The organism is Aurantimonas sp. DM33-3 (assembly GCF_014334315.1).
Classification (GTDB): Bacteria; Pseudomonadota; Alphaproteobacteria; order Rhizobiales; family Rhizobiaceae; genus Aurantimonas; species Aurantimonas coralicida.
In genome coordinates this window covers 1-15,285 of the sequence record NZ_JACSGS010000008.1, presented here as the reverse complement: position 1 = coordinate 15,285, position 15,285 = coordinate 1, and the positions used below count along the sequence as shown (strand labels likewise).

At 65.5% G+C, this 15,285-nt stretch carries 16 protein-coding genes and 1 tRNA gene; 11 read left to right on the top strand and 6 right to left on the bottom strand.

Annotated features, from left to right (window positions below; genetic code table 11):
* Nucleotides 1–77: 77 nt before the first annotated feature.
* Complete coding sequence (locus H9Q09_RS12315; protein WP_187391295.1) at nucleotides 78–482, bottom strand: hypothetical protein; 405 nt, start codon at nucleotides 480–482, stop codon at nucleotides 78–80.
* Nucleotides 483–638: 156 nt separating this feature from the next.
* Here H9Q09_RS12315 and H9Q09_RS12310 point away from each other — a divergent pair, with 156 nt between their 5' ends.
* On the top strand, nucleotides 639–2,267 hold the full coding sequence (locus H9Q09_RS12310; RefSeq protein ID WP_187391294.1) for a fatty-acid--CoA ligase: 1,629 nt from the start codon (nucleotides 639–641) through the stop codon (nucleotides 2,265–2,267).
* Between the two features lie 81 nt (nucleotides 2,268–2,348).
* Nucleotides 2,349–3,263, top strand: coding sequence for a DUF1499 domain-containing protein (locus H9Q09_RS12305; protein WP_187391293.1), 915 nt, complete (start codon nucleotides 2,349–2,351; stop codon nucleotides 3,261–3,263).
* Between the two features lie 30 nt (nucleotides 3,264–3,293).
* On the opposite strand, the gene H9Q09_RS12300 is transcribed toward H9Q09_RS12305, so the two are convergent.
* Both H9Q09_RS12300 and H9Q09_RS12295 read right to left on the bottom strand, forming a co-directional pair.
* Entirely contained in the window at nucleotides 3,294–4,196 is a 903-nt protein-coding gene (locus tag H9Q09_RS12300; protein WP_187391292.1) for an MBL fold metallo-hydrolase, read from the bottom strand.
* Nucleotides 4,189–5,415, bottom strand: coding sequence for a DUF3616 domain-containing protein (locus H9Q09_RS12295; RefSeq protein WP_187391291.1), 1,227 nt, complete (start codon nucleotides 5,413–5,415; stop codon nucleotides 4,189–4,191). The genes H9Q09_RS12300 and H9Q09_RS12295 overlap by 8 nt, the downstream gene beginning before the upstream one ends.
* Before the next feature lie 272 nt (nucleotides 5,416–5,687).
* Between H9Q09_RS12295 and H9Q09_RS12290 the strand changes: the two genes are divergently transcribed.
* From H9Q09_RS12290 to H9Q09_RS12280, 3 genes are all read left to right on the top strand, one after another.
* Nucleotides 5,688–5,762: transfer RNA gene (locus H9Q09_RS12290), tRNA-Gln, on the top strand.
* 248 nt (nucleotides 5,763–6,010) lie between these two features.
* Nucleotides 6,011–6,313 (top strand): hypothetical protein, encoded by a 303-nt coding sequence (locus tag H9Q09_RS12285; RefSeq protein WP_187391290.1) that lies wholly within the window; start codon nucleotides 6,011–6,013, stop codon nucleotides 6,311–6,313.
* Nucleotides 6,314–6,345: 32 nt separating this feature from the next.
* A complete protein-coding gene (locus tag H9Q09_RS12280) occupies nucleotides 6,346–6,642 on the top strand; it encodes a hypothetical protein (RefSeq protein WP_187391289.1) in 297 nt (98 codons plus the stop codon).
* Between the two features lie 408 nt (nucleotides 6,643–7,050).
* Here H9Q09_RS12280 and H9Q09_RS12275 read toward each other — a convergent pair whose 3' ends face one another.
* On the bottom strand, nucleotides 7,051–7,401 hold the full coding sequence (locus tag H9Q09_RS12275) for a hypothetical protein (RefSeq protein ID WP_187391288.1): 351 nt from the start codon (nucleotides 7,399–7,401) through the stop codon (nucleotides 7,051–7,053).
* Here H9Q09_RS12275 and H9Q09_RS12270 point away from each other — a divergent pair.
* On the top strand, nucleotides 7,400–9,022 hold the full coding sequence (locus H9Q09_RS12270) for an ABC-F family ATP-binding cassette domain-containing protein (RefSeq protein ID WP_187391287.1): 1,623 nt from the start codon (nucleotides 7,400–7,402) through the stop codon (nucleotides 9,020–9,022). The two genes, H9Q09_RS12275 and H9Q09_RS12270, sit on opposite strands and share 2 nt — an antisense overlap.
* A gap of 180 nt (nucleotides 9,023–9,202) precedes the next feature.
* On the opposite strand, the gene H9Q09_RS12265 is transcribed toward H9Q09_RS12270, so the two are convergent.
* The gene (locus H9Q09_RS12265) at nucleotides 9,203–10,189 is read right to left on the bottom strand and encodes a zinc-dependent alcohol dehydrogenase family protein (protein ID WP_187391286.1); all 987 of its coding nucleotides are present in this window, start codon (nucleotides 10,187–10,189) and stop codon (nucleotides 9,203–9,205) included.
* A 127-nt stretch (nucleotides 10,190–10,316) separates the two neighbouring features.
* The gene (locus H9Q09_RS12260) at nucleotides 10,317–11,228 is read right to left on the bottom strand and encodes a LysR family transcriptional regulator (protein WP_210315339.1); all 912 of its coding nucleotides are present in this window, start codon (nucleotides 11,226–11,228) and stop codon (nucleotides 10,317–10,319) included.
* Between the two features lie 228 nt (nucleotides 11,229–11,456).
* On the opposite strand from H9Q09_RS12260, the gene H9Q09_RS12255 reads away from it, so the two are divergent.
* The 5 genes from H9Q09_RS12255 (at nucleotide 11,457) to H9Q09_RS12235 (ending at nucleotide 14,973) form a co-directional block, all read left to right on the top strand.
* Nucleotides 11,457–11,759, top strand: coding sequence for a DUF1330 domain-containing protein (locus H9Q09_RS12255; protein WP_187391285.1), 303 nt, complete (start codon nucleotides 11,457–11,459; stop codon nucleotides 11,757–11,759).
* Nucleotides 11,760–11,805: 46 nt separating this feature from the next.
* A complete protein-coding gene (locus H9Q09_RS12250) occupies nucleotides 11,806–12,177 on the top strand; it encodes a DUF1330 domain-containing protein (protein ID WP_187391284.1) in 372 nt (123 codons plus the stop codon).
* 98 nt (nucleotides 12,178–12,275) lie between these two features.
* Nucleotides 12,276–13,244 (top strand): LLM class oxidoreductase, encoded by a 969-nt coding sequence (locus H9Q09_RS12245; protein WP_187391283.1) that lies wholly within the window; start codon nucleotides 12,276–12,278, stop codon nucleotides 13,242–13,244.
* 11 nt (nucleotides 13,245–13,255) lie between these two features.
* Nucleotides 13,256–14,041 (top strand): SDR family NAD(P)-dependent oxidoreductase, encoded by a 786-nt coding sequence (locus tag H9Q09_RS12240; RefSeq protein WP_187391282.1) that lies wholly within the window; start codon nucleotides 13,256–13,258, stop codon nucleotides 14,039–14,041.
* A gap of 242 nt (nucleotides 14,042–14,283) precedes the next feature.
* A complete protein-coding gene (locus H9Q09_RS12235; RefSeq protein ID WP_187391281.1) occupies nucleotides 14,284–14,973 on the top strand; it encodes a GntR family transcriptional regulator in 690 nt (229 codons plus the stop codon).
* The last annotated feature ends 312 nt before the right edge of the window (nucleotides 14,974–15,285 follow it).

Sequence of the window (15,285 nt, the reverse complement as noted above, 5' to 3'; positions counted from 1 at the left end):
CAAAGCCCGCCGATGATCGGCCGAGACCCGCCCGAAACGCCGCGGCGCGATCCCGCGGCGGTCGCCGGAGCGCCGGGTCAGGCCGTGCCTTCGGGCCTGACCGAGCCGAAGGGCAGGTCGTCGCGGATGCGGGTCAGGACGCCGACAAAGGCACGGGCAAATCCGCGCAGGCGCTCGTCCACCTCGTCGTCGTCCGGGACCCGGATCTCGGTGCCCTCGTCGTTGAGGACCGCGAAGGCGATGCGGTCGCGGTTGGGGCCCTCGACCCGGACCGCGGCGATGCGCGAGACGTTGTCGAGCGTCCCGTCGGCCGGCATGTCGAAGAGAAATTCCCCGCCGACGCTGCCGGCGGCCGCGCGCACGCAGTCGGCGAAGTCGATCTCGGTCAGGTCCTGCATGTCGAGCGCCAGCTCGAACTCCACGGCGCTGAAGCTGTCGCCGTCGACGTCCGGCACGGCGACGGTCTGTTCTGCAATCTGCATGGCACCACCACTCAATCCGTTCGTCCCTTGCCGGTAATGGTCACGCGGCGAGACGGCTGAACTATGGCAGGGCGCCTTTTGCATGCTGGACATCGGGCCCGGCTTTTCCGATTGTCGCGCGGGTCCAAGTCTCGGCCCGCAGTCAGGGAGGACGGAATGCAGGGTTTGATGCAGCAGTGGCCGCTGCTTTGTTCGAAGGTGATCGACCACGCCGCGACCTATCATCCGCTACGCGAGGTGGTGAGCCGCTCGGTCGAAGGGCCGATGCATCGGACCAATTACCGCGAGGTGCGGGCCCGCGCCATGAAGCTGGCCCAGCGGCTCGACCGCGAGGGGATCAAGCTCGGCGACCGCGTCGCGACGCTGGCGTGGAACACCTGGCGCCATCTGGAATGCTGGTACGGCATCGTCGGCATCGGCGCGATCTACCACACGCTGAATCCGCGGCTGTTCCCCGAGCAGATCGCCTGGATCATGAACGATGCCGAAGACCGCATCATCTTCGCCGACGTCACCTTCATGCCGATTCTCGAGGCCATCGCGCCGAATGTGCCGAGCCTCGAGAAGATCGTCGTCCTGACCGACGCCGCGAACATGCCCGAGACGAAGCTCGCCAATGTCGTCGCCTATGAGGAGTGGCTCGCCGAGGCCGACGGCGATTTCGCCTGGAAGGAGTTCGACGAGAACACCGCCGCGGGCATGTGCTACACCTCCGGCACGACGGGCAATCCGAAGGGCGTTCTCTACTCCCATCGCTCCAACCTGCTGCATTCGATGATCGCCCAGCAGCCCGACGCCATGGGCCTGTCGTCGCGCGACCGGGTGCTGCCGATCGTGCCGCTGTTCCACGCCAATGGCTGGGGTCTCGCCTTTTCCTGCCCGATGGCCGGCGCCGCGATGATCATGCCGGGCGCCAGGATGGATGGCGCTTCGGTCTACGAGATCCTGACCACCGAGAAGGTGACCTTCAGCGCCGCCGTGCCGACGGTCTGGCTGATGCTGTTGCAGCATCTGGAGAAGGTCGGCGGCGAACTGCCGGACCTCAAGAAGGTCGTCATCGGCGGGTCGGCCTGTCCGCGCGCCGTGACCCAGAAGTTCCAGGAAGTCTACGGCGTGCAGGTCATCCACGCCTGGGGCATGACCGAGATGAGCCCGCTCGGCTCGCTCTGCACCATCAAGCCGGAATATCAGGACCTGACCGGCGACGCGCTGCTCGACATCGAGGAGAAGCAGGGGCATCCGCCCTTCGCCGTGGAGATGAAGGTCACCGACGACGAGAATGTCGAGCGGCCCTGGGACGGCAAGACCTTCGGCCGCCTCAAGGTGCGCGGCCCGGCGGTCGCCTCGTCCTACTACAAGGGCACCGGCGCGGAGGCCTTCGACGAGGACGGCTGGTTCGACACGGGCGACGTCGCCCATATGGACCAGCATGGTTACATGCAGATCACCGACCGCGCCAAGGACGTCATCAAGTCCGGCGGCGAGTGGATCTCGACCATCGACCTGGAAAACCTCGCCGTCGGCCATCCGGACGTCGCCGAGGCCGCGGTGATCGGTCTCGCCCATCCCAAATGGGACGAGCGCCCGCTGATGGTCATCGTGCGCAAGGAAGGTCGCAATGTTTCCCGGGAGGACATCCTCGCCTATCTGGAAGGCAAGATCGCCAAATGGTGGATGCCCGACGACGTCGCCTTCGTCGACGAGATCCCGCATACGGCGACCGGCAAGATCCAGAAGATGACGCTGCGCGACCAGTTCCGCGACTATCGTCTGCCGACCATCTGATCGGGTGAGAGCGGCCCGGGCGGTCTTTCTGCCGCCCGGGCTTTCCTCTATGTTCGCGGAACCCCTGCCAAGGTCCCGCCCATGAATTCGATCTACGGACGCCTGCCGGTTTCCGGCCACTATCTTCAGAAGCGGCTGCGCTTCGCCGGGCTCGCCCGCGGGCTCGCCGCCTTCGCCATCGCGCTGATGGTGGCGGCGGTGGTGTTCTATCGTCTCGGCTGGATCGTGCCCCAGGCGCTGATCGGTCTGCTGCTGCTGGTCGGCGGGCTTGCCGCCCTCGCTCTGCTGGTGGCCTGCTACGGCCTGCTGCGCGTCTGGTTCGCCGGCGTGCGCGGCGGACACAAGGTGTTCGCCGGCTTCGTCCTGTCGCTGATCGCGCTGTCCCCCTTCGCCACCGGCGCCTATCTCGCCCGCGTCAATCCGCAGGCCAATGCCGCCTATACGGACGGCTTCGCCCCCGAGGCCACCGCCGCGCCGGCGCCGGCGACCGCCCCCGCATCGGCCTTCGCCGCACCGACGGAGATGCCCAGCGTGGTGCCCGGCCGGCGTTATCTCGCCGACGCCCCGCGGGTCTACCAGGCCGCGCGCACCGTCCTGGCCGATCATGGCTGGACGGTGGGGGAGGTCATCGTCGGCGACCCGGCTCTTGCGGGAGCGGAGGCGGAGCGGCAATCCGACGATCTCGGCGTCACCACCGGCGCGGTCCCGCTGCCGACGCCGCGGGCCGGCATCGACGCGATGGTCGCCGATGACGGGCTCGACCGGCCCGACAGCGACCAGTACCGCGTCGCCGCGGTGGCGCGCGACCGCCTGTTCGCCCTGCCGAGCGACGTGACGATCCGGCTGGTGCAGGAGGGCGGCGAGACCTTCGTCGACCTGCGCGCCGTCTCGCGCGCCACCGGGCTGGATCTCGGCCAGAACCGCCGCTTCATCGAGGCCTTCCTGGCCGATCTCGATCTCGCCATGTCGGGTCTGGAAACCATCGACGCCGGCTGAGCGGGACCGCAGGACGCCGCCCCGGCGGTCTCAGGCGGCGGTGTAGGTCGTCGCCAGTGTCGGCGGCCCGTCGCAGGCCACGACGCCGCGCGCGACCAGGTCCTCCAGATGCGCCAGCACCGACAGGCCGGCCGCCCCGTGCAGGCGGATATCCACCGTCTTGTAGAGCGCCGCGACGATCTCCGGGATCGTCCGGTCGCCATCGGCGAGGCGCCTGACGATGGCGGTCTCGCGCATGCGGCGATGGCCGATCAGCCCGCGCACGAAGGGCTTTGGCGCGGCGATGACGCCGCCATGACCGGGCAGATAGAGCCGGTCGTCGCGCGCCGTGAGGCGCTCGAGCGACGCCATGTAGTCGCGCATCGCCCCGTCGGGCGGCGCGACGATGGAGGTCGACCAGCCCATGACGTGATCGCCGGAGAGAAGCACGCCCTCCTCGCCCACGGCAAAGGCCAGATGATTGGCGCAATGGCCCGGCGTCGCCACGACGGAAACCGGCAGGCCGCCGAGCGTCAGCTGCTCGCCGTCGGACAGGATCCGGTCGAAGGCGAGATCGGTGTCGCCGGCCGCTTCCAGCCGGTGGGCTTCGCCGTCGCGCAGCGGGCGCGAGGCACGGTGCGGTCCGCCGCCGACGATCGGCGCCCCGGTGAGGGCGGCCAGCCGCTGCACGAGGCCGGTATGGTCGCGATGGGTATGGGTCAGCAGGATCGCCTCGACCGGCCGGCCGGCAATCGCCGCGACCAGGGCGTCCAGATGGGCGTCGTCGTCCGGGCCGGGATCGACCACGAAGCAGCCCGTCCGCCCGGCCACGTAGCTGTTGGTGCCGGCAAAGGTGAAGGCGCTGGGATTGTTGGCCGTCACCCGGCCGATATGGGCGGCGACCGGGACCAGCCGGCCATAGGCGGGATCGAAATCCGTCTGGAACTCAGGCATGTTGGCGCGATCGGGCCTTTCGCTTCTTGCCGCCCTTTTTCGCCGCCGGGGCAGGGCGATCGGATTGCGCCGCCGCTTCGGCGATCTCGAACAGATCCGTCGTCAGGCGGCGCAGGGCGGCGTCGGTCCGCGTTTCGTGCGGCGAGTCGTACGCCACCAGCAGCCTGTCCTGCCCGTCGATCCCGATCGTGGCAAGGCCTTCGGCATGGTCGGAGCCGCGGATCACCGGCAGGTCGAGGATCCGTGCCAGCAGCCCGGCCTGGTAGACCGGCCGGCCCGGATCATAGTCGTCGATGACCACCACCGACTGCATCGCCTCCAGATCGGTCGTCGCGCCGGTGAGGATCAGCAGCCGGTCGTCGCGCCATTCGAGGTCGCGGATCGCCTGTCCGTCGAGATCGACGGCCTGCAACTGGTAGCGTTGGCCGTTCTCCAGCTTGCGGGGCTTGAGGGCGCCGGACCTGGTTTCCTTCATCTCCAGCCGCACGATCATCGCATGGCCGCCGATCACCGGCCCGCGCAGGCCGAGCAGCACCGTGTCGCCCTGCACCGCCAGGCCCTCGATGTCGAGGCCGTTCTCCTTGCAGGGATGGTCGACGAAGGGGCCGATCAGCGCATCCTTCGACAGCATCTTGCGGATCGACGTCCTGGACGATTTCGACATCTTCACCATCGCCGCGCGCCGGCCCGGCACGCCGTCCAGCGCATCGATGGCCGCGACCGGCTCGAACACCCCATCGCCTCGGTCGATCAGCGGCACCCGGCCGAGAAAGCCGCGGTTGGGATCCCAGTCGATGTCCTCCATATCCGCCAGGCCGCCCTCTTCAGGATCGTCGCGCTTCAGCGAATGGGAGCCGCAGATCCACAGATATCCGTCGGCGATCGCCAGGCCTTCGATGTCCATCTCCCCGGACGGCCCGTCGGGCAGGTCGAAGGCTTCGCCGAGCGGGAAATTCGTGTGCCCGGCGGCGTTCGTCCCGGCCTCGTCGAGCACCACGCGCTCGATCGTCGCGGTCTCGTCGCAGGTGCAGAAGATCGACCGGCCGATGACCGCCAGCGCCGAGACGTCCTCCCAGATCGGGTCGTGGACATGGGCCAGCTCGTCGATCGCCCGAAACGTGAGATCGACGGTGCCGGACCGCGACCGGTCGAGGGCCATGGACTTGTCGATCGCGGTTGCCTCGGCGGCGGGCAGGCGGGGGCGCCGGTTCTTGGCCATGACAGCGTCTCGTCGTTGCGGATGCTCGAGGACATCGCGCGGGGAGCGCCGCAAGCAAGGGCGCAGGCGATCATCGCCGCAGGACGGCGGTCGGCAAAGAGGCTGCAGGCTTCGGCCACCGGGCCGCGGGCATGGCGCCACGCCCGCCATCACCGCACGCCCGAAACGGCCCTGATCGCCCGGCGACAATCCGGCGTGTCACACCGCATCCGAACCCGGCCACGGGTCGTTGCAAGGACGCCGGCCAGAGGCTATAGGACCGCCATGCGCCTTGGGGCGTCGCCAAGTGGTAAGGCAGCGGCTTTTGGTGCCGCCATTCGCAGGTTCGAATCCTGCCGCCCCAGCCATGACCTAATTTTCCATGCAAATTAATGACATAGGCACAGGCCGTTTCAGGCGTGTGTTACAACTCTGCGGATGAGCCACGTGGGGTCAGCGTCGAACCGGGAGACGCTGAACAATGAGAAAGCCCACTGATGTAGCATCCAAGTCGACAACATGCGCGTCGAGCGCGGAACAAATAAAGAACGCGATTAGTTGCCCATCAGTGAACTAGTGTTATATTGGCTATCGGTGAAGCTATGGAATCAGATCAATGATCGACCTCGAATTACCAGCTAGTCTTCCTGACGATAAACACATCGCATTCTTGAGGTTTGAGAGGCATAAATCTGAAATTTTGGAAAAAGATGCAAGTCATCGTAACCATACAGCGGAGCATGAGTATATAGCTGCTATAAATGCATTTGCCGAACATTACGGTTTCGCAGAGTTGGAGGCCGCGACAGAAAACTACCTTAACACGATCGGGGATCAGGAAAACTTCGACCATTTTGCATATTGTCGCGGTATCATACTGCGAGCAAAGAATGCGTCCGCTTTCAAAGCGGCGGCATAAAGCACATCGAAGACACACTAAATAAGCTGGATTTGCCTGATCCGAAGAGAGAGGCGATCTTCGGTGCTTTGCGGCGCCTTCAATTCGAAATCGATGCAAATCGCACACCGTTCGAAAGTGTGGCCGATATCGCGATCCAGCTCGCGGATCTTGCTGGACGATACCGGGAAGCGTTGAAGCCGACGCAATCGATTTGGGAAAAAGCTCTCAGGCTCATTGAATCCATTCGGAAGGAGGGAAAAACCTTATCCTCGCCCGAGCCGCAAGGCCAAATCGAGGACCACGCATCAAGTGGAATCGAGGAAGTAGATGATGAAGTCCCATTCTGATGAATAACGTCTTAGGTCGGATATATGTTGATAATAAAAGGGAGGCCGGCGGCCTCCTTCTAACAAGCTCAGTTCGGAATGCGGGAATGTGTGATTGTCAGAAGACTTCGCTATGTCGCTTTAAGCGCGACGCCTTGATACTAGCGAGGCGGTTGCAGTCGCGTTGGTAGTGCTTCAATCTCAATGTTCGGGACGTCAGCTTGTGGGTATAGGCCACGAGCAAATTCGGCGGTCAAGGCAGTAGCGACGGCGCGTTACGCTGAAACGGTAATCCACGCTCCCTGACATCTTCCTCGCCGCCATGCCTTGACGTGAGCCGTTAGAGGAATGCTTTGATAAAGCATGCGAGCGACCTTGGCGGGTCCGTTTAACTCGCTGATGGCTCTGCCCAGCGCCGGTGAGGGCCAATCAGTCCTTCTCGGATGGGAAGGTATCCGCCGGGACCGCAACCATCGCTTCGAGGTCTTCGGGGATCGAGGCGGGCGAGATGCCGCCGATTAGGCCGAGACTGGTCTTGAAGTCGGATTCGAGGCATCCGATGAACGGCGAAGGGCCCTCCCGGTAGATGCGGACCAGGTCGGCGATGATCCGGTCGTGAACGGCTGTTGGCACGAAGTGATCGGAAAACCGGCTGCGCCGTAAGTCCAAGGCCGTACGAGCGCCGGCAAAACCGGCCGGTGGCGTCGCGGCCCCTTGCACGGCAGCGGGTGGGATGGTTTGAGGCGGCTCCTCCCTCGCTCCGACCTGGAATCTCCGCATGATCCGCCTTGAAAGCCTCGGCAAGCAGAACGGCAAGCAGATCGTCTTCATCGAGGCGTCGGCCGCATTACAGCGCGGCGAGAAGGTCGGCCTTGTCGGCCCGAACGGCGCGGGCAAGACGACGTTGTTTCGCATGATTACCGGCGAGGAACTGCCGGACGAAGGGCAGGTCTCGGTCGATCGTGGCGTGACCATCGGCTATTTCAGCCAGGATGTCGGCGACATGGCGGGCCGCAGCGCGGTGGTCGAGGTGATCGACGGGGTGGGACCGGTCAGCGCCCTCGCAGCCGAGATGGCGGAGCTGGAAGCGGCCATGGCCGATCCGGACCGCGTCGACGAGATGGACGAAATCATCACCCGCTACGGGGACGCGCAGGAGCGTTACGACGAACTCGACGGCTATGCGCTGGACGGGCGTGCCCGCGAGGTGCTGGACGGTCTCGGCTTCAGCCAGACGATGATGGATGGCGATGTCGGTGAGCTGTCCGGCGGGTGGAAAATGCGCGTGGCTCTGGCGAAGATCCTGCTCATGCGGCCCGACATCATGCTGCTCGACGAACCGTCGAACCATCTCGATATCGAAAGCCTGATCTGGCTCGAAACCTTCCTGAAGGGCTTCGACGGCGCCGTCCTGATGACCTCGCACGATCGCGAATTCATGAACCGCATCGTCAACAAGATCATCGAGATCGACGGCGGCGCGCTGAATTCCTATTCGGGCGACTACGAGTTCTATCGCCAGCAGCGCGCCATCGCCGAGGTGCAGCAGCAGGCGCAGTTCGAGCGGCAACAGGCGATGCTGGCGAAGGAAGTGGCCTTCATCGAGCGCTTCAAGGCGCGCGCCAGCCATGCCGCGCAGGTGCAGAGCCGGGTCAAGAAGCTCGACAAGATCGAGCGCGTCGAGCCGCCCAAGCGCCAGCAGACGGTGCGCTTCGAGTTCCAGCCGGCGCCGCGCTCGGGCGAGGACGTCGCAACCGTCAGGGGCGTCCACAAGAGCTACGGCGATCGCACCATCTATCATGGCCTCGACTTCCAGGTGCGCCGGCGCGAGCGCTGGTGCGTCATGGGCGTCAACGGTGCCGGCAAATCGACGCTGCTCAAGCTGGTCGCCGGTGCTTCGGAGCCGGATACCGGCCACGTGACCCGGGGGCCGAGCGTCAAGACGGGCTATTTCGCCCAGCACGCGATGGAACTGCTCGAAGGCGACCGCACCGTTCTGCAGACGCTGGAAGACAGCTTTCCGCAGGCAGGCCAGGCGCCTTTGCGTTCGCTGGCGGGCTGCTTCGGCTTCTACGGCGACGAGATCGAGAAGAAGTGCCGCGTGCTGTCAGGCGGCGAGAAGGCTCGGCTGGTCATGGCCAGGATGCTGTTCGACCCGCCGAACTTCCTCGTCCTGGACGAGCCCACCAACCATCTCGACATCGCCACCAAGCAGATGCTGGTCGAGGCGCTGTCGCGCTACGAAGGCGCGATGCTCTTCGTCAGCCATGACCGCCATTTCCTGGCGGCGCTCTCCAACCGCGTGCTGGAGCTGACGCCGGAGGGGCCGCATCTTTATGGCGGCGGCTATGCCGAATATGTCGAACGCACCGGCCAGGAGGCGCCGGGGCTGCGGAGCTGAACCCCGCGGTGCCCTGAGACTCCCTCAGCCTGGATCGCGGGACAAGCGGCGGGCGCGGAGCACAGTTGGGCGCCGCAACAGGTATGGGCGATCCGCTTTCGGCAGGTGCGCGATCGTGCTGGTTCGGTGCCGCGAGCGAGAGCGGCGGCGTCCCTGGAGCCGCTCCCGCTCTCCGGGTGGTCAGACGACGACGACCACCTTGCCGATCGCCTTGCCGCTGGCGAGATGGCGGTGGGCGTCTTCGACTTCGGCAAGCCTGAACCGCCGCTCGTCCACCACCGGCTTCAGCGCACCCTCGTCGCAGAGACGGGCCAGTTCGGCGAGGATCGCCCCATGGGCGCTCCGATCCTTGTCGTGCAGCATCGGGATCAGCATGAAGACGACATGCAGGGACGCGCCCTTCAGATGTGCGGGCGTCAGATCCAGCTCGGCCATCGCCAGCGTGGTCGCGACATGCCCGTTCAGCGCAACGGCCGCGAAGGAGTTCGTCAGATTGGCCCCGCCCACGGTGTCGAGGACGACGTCGAACCCGGCCCCGCCGGTATGGGCGGCGACGTAATCCGCGACCGCTTCGGTCCTGAAGTCGATCGGCTCCGCGCCAAGTTCCTTCACGACGGCAATTCGCTCAGCGCCGCTATCGGTCGCGTAGGCCTTCGCTCCGAAGGCTCTTGCGAGCTGCACGCCGACATGACCGACGCCGCCGGACCCGCCGTGCACCAGGACCTTCTGTCCCTTGGTGACGCCCGCACGGGTGAGACCCTCATAGGCCGTGATGCCAACGAGCGGCAGGGCGGCGGCCTCCCGCATGGACAGGGATTTCGGCTTGTGGGCGATCAGTCTCGCGTCGGCCGGCATATATTCCGCCAGCGCCCCCTGCAGGTCGGCAAGGCCGCCGGCGCAGCCATAGACCTCGTCCCCGACCGCGAAATCCGTGACCCCGGCGCCGACTTCCTCGATCGTACCTGCGAAATCCATGCCGAGGATCGCCGGAAGCGCGGGCGCGAAGCCCAGATCGGATCCCATGTTGCGGATCATCATGTCGATCGTGTTGACGCTGGTCGCCGCGATGCGAACCACGACATGCCCTTCGGACGCCGACGGCCTGGCCTGCTCCCGGGGGCGAAATGCAGCGGCCTGCCCGTATTCTTCAAGGATCATCGTCTGCATGGTCATGCTCCATTGGCTGGTTTCCCATGAAGATACACCGCCCGAAAAAGCGATAAACGGCGGATTTCAGAGTTCAGTTTTCGTATAAGGGATATAATCGCCTACGTCCGCCGAATGGCGACGGCCGCTATGCCTGCAGCCAGGGCGGGTTGCGGCCGATCCGGTCAACCAGGAAGTCGATCAGCACCCGCACCTTGGGCGAGAGCACATTCGACTTCGGATAGACCAGCCACAGGACGGAGCCATCGTCGATCTCGTGGTCGGCCAGAACCCGGACCAGCGTGCCCTCCGCCAGTTCGCGGTGAATGCACCAGAGCGAATTCATCGAGATACCCGCGCCAGCCAGCGTCGCGGCTTTCTGGCTCGCTCCATCGTCAACGATCAGCCGGCAGTTCGTCGCCCCCGGATCGAAGGTCTGGTCGGTCCCCTGCGGCCCGCGCAGCGGTCGGGGCAGGGCGTTTCGAAAGCCGATGAGACGATGGTCCCTGAGGTCCGAGGCCTTTGTCGGCGTCCCGTTCCGGGCGAGATAGGCCGGCGCGGCGACAAGGACGCGCGTATCGTCCGCCAAGCGACGCGCCTTCAGCGAGGAATCCGCCAGCGGGGCGCTGCGGAGCGCCAGGTCGAACGATCCCTCGATGAGATCGAAGGGCGCATCCGACAGCCGCAGATCGAGCTTCAGATGCGGGTAGCTGTCGAGGAAGTCGGGGACCAGCGGTGCGATATATTCGACCGCGAAGGTCGACGAGGCGGCAAAGCGCAGCGTGCCCGTGATGGTCGGGTTGCCCCGCCCCAGCGCGGCAAGGCCCGCATCCTGCTGGGCGAGGATCTCGCGCGCAAAGGGCAGGAACTCCATCCCTTCGATCGACACCGACACCTTGCGCGTCGATCGGTGAAGCAGTTCCGCGCCGAGCGAATGTTCCAGCTTGGCGAGCCGGGTGCTGGCCGCCGCCGGCGTCATCCCGAGAGCGCGCCCCGCCGCGCTGATGTTCAGCCGCTCCGCAGCGAGGACGAACAAACGCAGATTGTCGGTATCCATCATTATATCCGTATCGCAAATACTAAATCACAGTATGCGCGATTTACTCAGCTTTCGGAAATAGCGATCTTCCCTAGTGTCAGCACGGAGACGGATGCCCCGCGGGTTGCCGACATGCTCGGCAGTTCAGCGTGTAGATCCGCATCGGAATGCCGTCGCACGCAGCATCCAGGACATGAACCGAGCCGCATCGGACAGGCGTCCGCCGTCCGCAATCCAGGAGATGAGGCCATGACCGCTTATTCCGTACTCGAAGTGACGCCCACGAACGCAGACTGGGTCGAGGACTATCTGCCCACCGCGAACAAGGTGATCGCGCGCCACGGCGGCAGGTATCTCGCCCGCACGCAGTCGCACGAGCAGATCGAGGGGGAGCCGTATGACGTTGCGCTGCGGATCATCATCGAATGGCCGTCGGTCGCAGCGGCGAAAGCCTTCGAGAGTGATCCGGAATATGCGCCGCATCTCCAGCAGCGCCTGGCGAACTCGCGAAGTGTTCAGGCCGTCGTTGACGGCAAGGACGATTTCGCCTGAGGCCGCCACCGATCCATTCCGTCACGCTTCACCAGGGAAACGAACTATGAAGACACTCATCCTCGCATCCGTGCTGGCTTCGGCCATCTCCACGGCTGCCGCCCAGGAATCCACCCCCTACTATTCCATCCTGTCGGTTACGCCGACGACGGATGAGTGGGTCGCCGACTATCTTCCCGTCGCAAACCAGCGGGTCGCGGCCCATGGCGGGAAATTCCTCGCGCGCACCTCGAACCACGAGCGTCTGGAAGGCGACCGGGACGATGCCGCCCTCCAGATCGTCATCGAGTGGCCGTCGAAAGAAGCCGCCGAGGCGTTCGTCAGCGATCCGGAATACAGCCCGCATCTGGAGGCGCGGACCGAGGGCTCGGTGAGCCATCACGTGCTGGTCGAAGGCAAGGACGCCCTGGCCAACTGAGCGTCGGAGGGGGCGCCACCGTCGGCCTGACGGCGAGACGGGGCGCCTTCTCTTGCTGTGGCGAGAGCCGAACATGGGTGAGAGAGCGAAAGCCTGACATGCTGGACCGCGCCGCAAGCCGGAACTTTCCAACGATCAACCGCGCCTACAATACGGTGTTCCAGCCGAACCGGCTCACCCTGGGGCTCGTCGTGCCGCTGGAAACCTACGCGACGGGGGCGGTGCCCTCGATGACGCGGCATCTCGAGCGGGTACGGCTGGCCGACGATCTGGGCTTTGCCGCGCTGTGGCTGCGCGACGTGCCGTTCAACGTTCCGTCCTTCGGCGATGCAGGCCAGACCTACGATCCGTTCGTTTATCTCGGCCTTCTGGCCGGGATGACGGAGCGGATTGCTCTTGGCGTGGCCAGCGTGGTTTTGCCGCTGCGCCATCCCGCGCATGTCGCGAAGGCGGCGGCCAGCGTCGATGTGCTGTCGGGAGGCAGGCTCATTCTCGGTATCGCATCGGGCGACCGGCCCGACGAGTTTCCGGCGACCGGCACGTCTTTCGCCGACCGGGGCATGCGGTTTCGCGAGAGCTACGACTATATCCGCCACATGGGCGCCGACGTCCCGGCCTTCGACAGCCCGTTCGGCAGTCTGGACGGCGGCATCGACATGCTGCCCAAGCCGGTCGGCGGGCGGCTGCCGCTTCTCGTCACCGGCGGCAGTCAGCAGGATCCGGAATGGATCGCACGCCATGGGGATGGCTGGATGCTCTATCCGCGCGACGCGGCCACGCAGGCGCGGATCATCGGCGACTGGCGAACCCGGACAGAGAATGCGGGCGGCGCTGCGAAACCGGCGATGGAGCCGCTCTACCTCGACCTGGAGGACGATCCCGACGCACCGCCCCGGCCGATCCATCTCGGCCTGCGACTGGGGATGCACCATCTGGCACGCTACCTGAAGGCGCGCGAGGCGATCGGCGTGAACCATGTGGCGCTGAACCTGCGCATCAATCGTGCGGATACCGAAACCACCATGAAACGCCTGGCCGACGAGCTGTTGCCAGCCTTCTCGAACTGAGGATGTCCACCATGTCCAAGACCATTCTGATCACCGGTTCGACCGATGGTATCGGGCTGGAAACGGCGAAGAAGCTCGCCGCCGACGGCCATGCGATCCTCTTGCACGGCCGCAGCGCCGACAGACTGGCGGCAGCCGCGAACGCCATGCCCGACGGCGCGTCGGTCGAGACCTACAGGGCCGATTTGTCCCGACCGGACGCGGTGCGATCCTTGGCGAAGGCGGTCCGGGACCGGCACGACAGGCTCGACGTGCTGATCAACAATGCCGGCGTCTACGGGACGGCGGAGACGGTGACCGCCGAGGGGCTCGACATGCGCTTCGCGGTCAACACGATCGCCCCTTACGTGCTGACCCGCGAGCTTCTGCCGATCATGGGACGGGAATCGCGGATCGTGAATCTCTCCTCCGCGGCCCAGGCGCCCGTCGACCTTGAGGCCCTGACGGGCGGCAAGCGCCTGTCCGACGGGGCAGCCTATGCCCAGAGCAAGCTGGCGCTGACCATGTGGTCGCGATCGCTGGCCGACGAACTGGGCGAGGACGGCCCGGTCGTCGTCGCCGTCAATCCGGGATCGCTGCTGGGCACCAAGATGGTCAAGGCCGCCTTCGGCACGAGCGGAAACGACATCGGTATCGGCGTCGACATTCTCTCGCGCGCCGCCACGTCGGACGAGTTCGCCGACGCATCTGGCCGATACTACGACAATGACGGCCGCCGCTTCGCCTTCCCCCATGCCGATGCGCAGGACGCCGACAAGCGCGAAGCCCTCATGCGCACGATCAACGGTCTCGTCTAGGAGAGGGAAGGGCTGCCGGTCTCCGGCCCGGGGAAGTGTTGCGTGAAACGCGGCATTTGGGGCTATAAGCTCTCTGCCCGACCTGCGACCGTTTCGCGACCGGCGGCCTTCGACCCTGAACCCGGCGAGGTCGTCTTCGAACCACGAGCAGACCCGAACGCCATGATCATCCGCATGCGTTGGCCCCTGAACGGGAACATGAAACCGGTTTCGGGCAAGAGCCAGCGACGAGAGCACTGCACATGATGGACGAAACGCAGGCCTGGGATCGCCGCACCGGCATGGACCGGATCACCAGCTATCTCTACGGCGAGATCGTCTCGTTGCGTCTCCTGCCGGGTGCCAAGATCTCCGAAACCGAGATCGCCGCCCGTTTCGGCGTGTCCCGCCAACCGGTCCGGGACGCGTTCAACCGGCTGGCCAATCTCGATCTCCTGCTGATCCGCCCGCAGCGATCGACCGAGGTGAAGCGCTTCTCGAACAAGGGCATCGAGAAGGCGCGTTTCGTGCGCGCCTCGGTGGAGTCCGAGGTGCTGCGGCGGGCCGCCCGCTTCTGCCGGGACGCGGATGCCCGGCGGCTGGATCTCAGTCTCGAAGAGCAGCGCAGCGCCCTGAGCCGGTCGGACTCGCAAGGCTTCATCACGCTCGACTACGAGTTCCACAGAACGCTCTGCGAGATCGCCGGCGTCGACTATGCGTTCGACGTCATCGCGACGGAGAAAGCCAAGGTCGATCGGCTCTGCATGCTGTCGCTGTCCAAGGAATACCGCATGCCGCAGCTCGTCGAGGATCACCAGCAGATCGCCGATATGGTCAAGGCGCAGCGCCCCGAGGAGGCCGTCGCTGCGGGCATGCTGCATCTGACACGCCTCGACTCGACGATCGAACTGATCAAGCAGCAGCACGCATCCTATTTCGACGACGTGGACTGAACGCGTCGCTGGCGAGACGCACCGCCGGTAGCTGGTTCCCGGGTGTCGGCCGGGCCGCCGCGCGATGGCCGTCCGCCTCCTCCCGAAGGACTACTCATCGCCTCATAGGCGACGCGTTTGCTGCCGTCTCTGCCGCCCGACCGTTTGCGCGCCGCGGCCCTGCAGGCCTTTGCGAACGGGCTTCCACTCATACCGGCCCGCTCATGAACTGACCGCTTTAATGTACGGGTAGTTGCAAAGGGACCGGATGCGGCTTGGATCTCTGGTGGCGCGGTTCCAGGCATCGCAGCAAGCGTCGATGATGGCTTGCCT

Coding starts and splice junctions, on each gene's coding strand:
- H9Q09_RS12275 (WP_187391288.1), bottom strand. CDS start 7,401: ATGCGGAGATTCCAGGTCGGAGCGAGGGAGGAGCCGCCTCAAACCATC.
- H9Q09_RS12285 (WP_187391290.1), top strand. CDS start 6,011: ATGATCGACCTCGAATTACCAGCTAGTCTTCCTGACGATAAACACATC.
- H9Q09_RS12255 (WP_187391285.1), top strand. CDS start 11,457: ATGACCGCTTATTCCGTACTCGAAGTGACGCCCACGAACGCAGACTGG.
- H9Q09_RS12240 (WP_187391282.1), top strand. CDS start 13,256: ATGTCCAAGACCATTCTGATCACCGGTTCGACCGATGGTATCGGGCTG.
- H9Q09_RS12295 (WP_187391291.1), bottom strand. CDS start 5,415: ATGGCCAAGAACCGGCGCCCCCGCCTGCCCGCCGCCGAGGCAACCGCG.
- H9Q09_RS12315 (WP_187391295.1), bottom strand. CDS start 482: ATGCAGATTGCAGAACAGACCGTCGCCGTGCCGGACGTCGACGGCGAC.
- H9Q09_RS12245 (WP_187391283.1), top strand. CDS start 12,276: ATGCTGGACCGCGCCGCAAGCCGGAACTTTCCAACGATCAACCGCGCC.
- H9Q09_RS12250 (WP_187391284.1), top strand. CDS start 11,806: ATGAAGACACTCATCCTCGCATCCGTGCTGGCTTCGGCCATCTCCACG.
- H9Q09_RS12310 (WP_187391294.1), top strand. CDS start 639: ATGCAGGGTTTGATGCAGCAGTGGCCGCTGCTTTGTTCGAAGGTGATC.
- H9Q09_RS12305 (WP_187391293.1), top strand. CDS start 2,349: ATGAATTCGATCTACGGACGCCTGCCGGTTTCCGGCCACTATCTTCAG.
- H9Q09_RS12260 (WP_210315339.1), bottom strand. CDS start 11,228: ATGATGGATACCGACAATCTGCGTTTGTTCGTCCTCGCTGCGGAGCGG.
- H9Q09_RS12270 (WP_187391287.1), top strand. CDS start 7,400: ATGATCCGCCTTGAAAGCCTCGGCAAGCAGAACGGCAAGCAGATCGTC.
- H9Q09_RS12235 (WP_187391281.1), top strand. CDS start 14,284: ATGATGGACGAAACGCAGGCCTGGGATCGCCGCACCGGCATGGACCGG.
- H9Q09_RS12265 (WP_187391286.1), bottom strand. CDS start 10,189: ATGCAGACGATGATCCTTGAAGAATACGGGCAGGCCGCTGCATTTCGC.
- H9Q09_RS12300 (WP_187391292.1), bottom strand. CDS start 4,196: ATGCCTGAGTTCCAGACGGATTTCGATCCCGCCTATGGCCGGCTGGTC.